The organism is Streptomyces tateyamensis (assembly GCF_003205575.1).
Classification (GTDB): domain Bacteria; phylum Actinomycetota; class Actinomycetes; order Streptomycetales; family Streptomycetaceae; genus Kitasatospora; species Kitasatospora tateyamensis.
Map to the genome: position 1 here is coordinate 86,525 of NZ_PYBW01000155.1, position 4,385 is coordinate 90,909.

The following is a 4,385-nucleotide window of genomic DNA, read 5'->3' on the forward strand; positions in this document are numbered from 1 at the left end:
GGTGGGCGGAACGGGCGGGGCCGGACGGGCGGCGGCCATCAAGGCACCCGCGCCATCGCCGCGGTGCCCTCGGCCGCCACCAGCGCCGACTCCCCGGTGCCCGGGGCCGCACCCGCTATCGCGGGGCCCGGCTCCTCCTCGCCCGCCACCCAGTACTCGGCGGGCCGGGTGAACGGCCGCGGCACCGCACCCGGGCGCCGCTCGGCGGCCGGGAAGGCGGGCCACTGCGAGACCAGCTCGAGGTAGATCTCCCGGAACGCCGCCGTCACCGGCTCCACCGCGAACCGCTCCTGGGCCCGCAGCCGACCGGACAGGCCCAGCCGGGCCCGCCGCTCCTCGTCCCCCAGCAGTGCCAGGCAGGCCACCGCCAGCGCGGCCGGGTCGCACGGCGGCACCAGCAGCCCCGTCGGCCCGACCACCTCGCGGGCCACCCCCACGTCGGTGGCCACCAGCGCGCGGCCGCTGAGCATCGCGTCGGCCAGCGGGCGGGGCCGGGACAGCGAGCGGGCCGAGAAGACCGCGACGGTGCCGCCGCCCCACACCTCGGCCGCCGGCAGCGGCCGCTGCGGGAACTCCACCTGCTCGGCCACCCCGAGCCGGGCCGCCACCGCCAGGCAGTGCGCCCGGTAGCCGGGCAGCCCCTCCGGGCCGTGCATGACCAGCCGGGCGGCGGGCAGGTCGGCCCGGATCCGGGCGAAGGCGTGCAGCATCAGCTCCGGGTCGGCGGCCGGCTCCAACCGCCCCGCCCAGACCAGGGTGGGCCGCTCCGGCTCGGGCCCGGCCGCCGGGCGGGCCACCGCGGGCAGGCCCTGGTAGACCACCCGGACCCGCTCCGGTCTGGCCCCGCAGCGCAGTTGCCACTCGCGGTCGTAGCCGCTGCCGGGGGTGAGCAGCGCGGCCTGCCGGTACGTCTCGGCGGTGAGCAGCCGGAAGAAGCTCAGCAGCAGCGCCCGGACCGGCCAGCGGTACGGCGCCTGACGGTAGCCCAGGTACTGCTCGCGCAGGTGCAGCCCGTGCTCGGTGAGCACGAACGGCACTCCGTACCGCTCCTTGGCGACCAGCGCGGGCAGCGCGGCCGGGCCGCCGCCGACCACGTGGCACAGGTCGACCGCGCCGAGGCCGCCGGGCTCCTCGCCGTACCAGTCGGCGGCCAGTGGGCGCAGGCACTGCTCCAGCAGGTCGCCGGCCACCAGCACGTCCCGGACCAGCGGCTGGCCGGCCGCCGTCTCCGCGCCGGGCGAGCGCCAGACCCGCTCCAGCACCGCGTGTGCGTGCCCGGAGGCGAGGAAGGCGGGCAGCGCACCGTCCTCCCGGGCGAGCGCGGCCAAACGGTGCAGCCCCGGCGCGAAACCGCCGCGCTCGCGCGGCAGGACCAGGGCGCGGACCAGCTGCTCGTAGGCCCGGGCGTAGTGCCGGCGGCGGACCGCACCGGGCCGGCGGCCGGCCGGCCGCGGGCCGCGCAGCGCCAGGGTGCGCAGGCCGGGCCGGTCGGCCGCGGCCGGCGCCGCGCTGCCGGCCAGCAGCAGGTAGCGCTCGAACTCGTGCTCCGGCAGACCCTCCACCAACCGGTCGCACCAGCCGGTGCCCCGCACGGCGCCGAAGCGCTGCGGAACGGAGTGGACACCCTCGGTGAGCAGGGCAATGCGCACGACGACCTCCAGAGGCAGAGCGAAACGGGACGACCGGACCGGCGGAACCAGCTACTGCGCGCGCGACGGGCCTGCTGCCCGCCCTGGCTCACCGGGCGCCCCCGCGCGCCGGCACCGGCGGGCCGTGCCCGCCCGCTGCGCATCTCACACACCCTCGGGCGCCCCCGCGCCCCCCACATCTGTTCGGTCCGACACCTAGAAGGTAGAACGGAAGCGGCCGCCACACCGGCAGGCCCACTCGGCGGCCACCTGAACGAGTGAACGCCCGTAACCAGGGGCCTTCTCGTCCGTTCTAACGCCGGGTCAGTCCCGGGCCGCCGCCCGCTCCCGCTCGACCTCGCCCAGGAACTCCCGCACCGCCCGCCCGACCTGCACCGGGTGCTCCATCATCGCCACGTGCCCGGACTGCGGGAGCACCAGCAGCCGGGCGTCCTTGAACGCGGCGCAGGCCCGGGCGGCGGAGCGGTAGGAGACCAGCTTGTCGCGCAGCCCGTAGACCAGCAGCACCGGCGCCTCGACCCGCTCGGCCTGGCGCCACAGCGCCTGCTCACCGCGCTCGGTGTAGGCGGAGACGATCCCGCGGGCGGAACCGACCATCACCTGCATCGCGTACGGCAGCCCCATCCGCCGCCGGTACTCGGCCACCGCCTCGTCGCGCTTGTCCGCCGGGATCGCCCGGGCGTTGCCGTAGACCAGGTCGAGCAGCCCGTCGGTGGCCTGCTCCACACTTCGCCCGCCCGCCGGGATCCGGGACAGCAGCCGGGGAATCCCGGGGATGGCCAGCATCCCGGTGGGCAGCGCCGAGTGCTGCGGCGGCAGCTCGGGCAGCGCCGGGGAGACCAGGGTCAGGCTGCGCACCAGGTCGGGCCGCAGCGCCGCGAGCCGCACCGAGACCGCGCCGCCGAGCGAGTTGCCGAACAGGTGCACCGGCCCGCGTCCGGTCGCCTCCAGGTACCCGATCACCGCCCGGACGTGCCCGCTGACCGAGAGGTTGCCGTCCACCGGCGGCGGCGACCAGCCGAAGCCGGGCAGGTCCAGCGCCTCGCCGCGGACCACCCCGTCGAGGTCGGCCATCAGCTCGGTCCAGTTCTCCGCCGAGCCGCCCAGGCCGTGCACGAAGAGCGCCTCCGGCAGCGCGGCGGACTCCGGCGCGGTGGGCCCGGTGACGGCGAGCACGGCGCCCGGCACCTCCACCGACCTGGTCCGCCACCGGCCCGCAGGCCGACCGGCGGCCCCGCTCCGGCCGCCCCCGTCCGGCTCGGCTCCGGCCCGCTCCCGCTGCTCAGTGCTCATGGGAGAAGATGGTAGTGAGACTCTGGCGCCGGACGGGGGCACGCGCCGTATTGTGGGCATCCGACAAGCCGAGAGCTGCGCTTTTCCCCGTTCGGGCAGGCGCGCCGCCGGTTACTCGAAAGTAGAATCAGCCGCCTGCCCGCCCGACCGTGCAGTGTTCGACTGTGCATGTCCGACCGTGAAGTGAGGAGCGCCGTGACGGCCATCCAGGAAGCCCAGGACCGCCCGCGTGGCGCCCGGCTGCCGCGTAGCGCCCGCCGGGAGCAGTTGCTCGGAGCCGCCCAGGAAGTGTTCGTCGCTCAGGGCTACCACGCCGCCGCGATGGACGACATCGCCGAGCGGGCCGGGGTTAGCAAGCCCGTGCTCTACCAGCACTTCCCCGGGAAGCTGGAGCTCTACCTGGCGCTGCTGGACAAGCACTGCGACGCCCTGGTCGAGGCCACCCGGTCCGCGCTGGACGCCACCACGGACAACAAGCTGCGGGTGGCCGCCACCATGCAGGCCTACTTCGACTACGTGGCCAGCGAGTCCGGCTCGTTCCGGCTGGTCTTCGAGTCCGACCTGACCAACGAGCCCTCGGTGCGCGAGCGGGTGGACCGGGCCTCGGACATGAGCGCCACCCTGGTCAGCCAGGTGATCGCGGAGGACACCGACCTGCCCGAGGGGCAGGCCAAGCTGCTGGCCGTCGGCGTCTGCGGGCTGGCCCAGATCACCGCCCGGTACTGGCTCTCCCAGGGCCGCGAGATCCCGCGGGACGAGGCGGTCCGACTGGTGGCCAGCCTGGCCTGGCGCGGTCTCAAGGGCTTCCCGATGCACCCGGGCGACCAGCCCCTGCTCCCGGCCGACAACTGATCCACCGAGTCGCCACCCGGTTGCTCTAAGGTGAAGCCGTACGGCGCGGCCGCCAGGCCTACGGGTTCGGCTGCCGCGCGTGGAGGCTGCAACCGGAGGGACCAAGCCGTGGAGGTCAAGATCGGCGTGCAGAACGCGCCGCGAGAGATCGTCATCGAGAGCCCGCAGACCGCGGACGAGGTCGAGAACGCGGTGGCGAAGGCGCTGGACGGCACCGCCAAGCTGTTGACGCTGACGGACGAGCACGGCCGTCGCATCCTCGTCCCGGCCGAGCGGCTGGCGTACGTCGAGATCGGTGAGCAGGCCGTGCGCAAGGTGGGCTTCGGCACCATCTGAGCCGGCGGTACCTGACGAGGCGAGCCGCCGTCCCCCGGGCAAGCCGGGGGGGGCGGCTCGCCTCGTCCCCGCGCCGACGGGCCGCGGGTGGCTGCGGGCGGGCGGCCTGCTCCCCTGTGGGGGGCGTGGCACCCATGCCGGGGATTCCGGACACTGTGCGGTTCCGAACCGGCTCCCCCGGGTAGGGGTCGAGCCACCGCGGGCCCCCCCCCGCGGCCCCCACCAGCCTCCGGGGGGCCGCCCGCGCCCCTGCCC

Annotated in this window: 4 protein-coding genes; 2 read left to right on the forward strand and 2 right to left on the reverse strand. The window is 75.9% G+C overall.

The window, feature by feature from the left end:
• Window positions 1-38 precede the first annotated feature (38 nt).
• Together C7C46_RS30805 and C7C46_RS30810 are read right to left on the reverse strand one after the other, a co-directional pair.
• On the reverse strand, window positions 39-1,649 hold the full coding sequence (locus tag C7C46_RS30805; protein WP_146259274.1) for a DUF3492 domain-containing protein: 1,611 nt from the start codon (window positions 1,647-1,649) through the stop codon (window positions 39-41).
• Between the two features lie 303 nt (window positions 1,650-1,952).
• Entirely contained in the window at window positions 1,953-2,942 is a 990-nt protein-coding gene (locus C7C46_RS30810) for an alpha/beta fold hydrolase (RefSeq protein ID WP_110673220.1), read from the reverse strand.
• A gap of 195 nt (window positions 2,943-3,137) precedes the next feature.
• Between C7C46_RS30810 and C7C46_RS30815 the strand changes: the two genes are divergently transcribed.
• Entirely contained in the window at window positions 3,138-3,794 is a 657-nt protein-coding gene (locus tag C7C46_RS30815) for a TetR/AcrR family transcriptional regulator (protein WP_110673221.1), read from the forward strand.
• Between the two features lie 108 nt (window positions 3,795-3,902).
• Window positions 3,903-4,130, forward strand: coding sequence for a DUF3107 domain-containing protein (locus C7C46_RS30820; protein WP_110673222.1), 228 nt, complete (start codon window positions 3,903-3,905; stop codon window positions 4,128-4,130).
• Window positions 4,131-4,385: the final 255 nt, after the last annotated feature.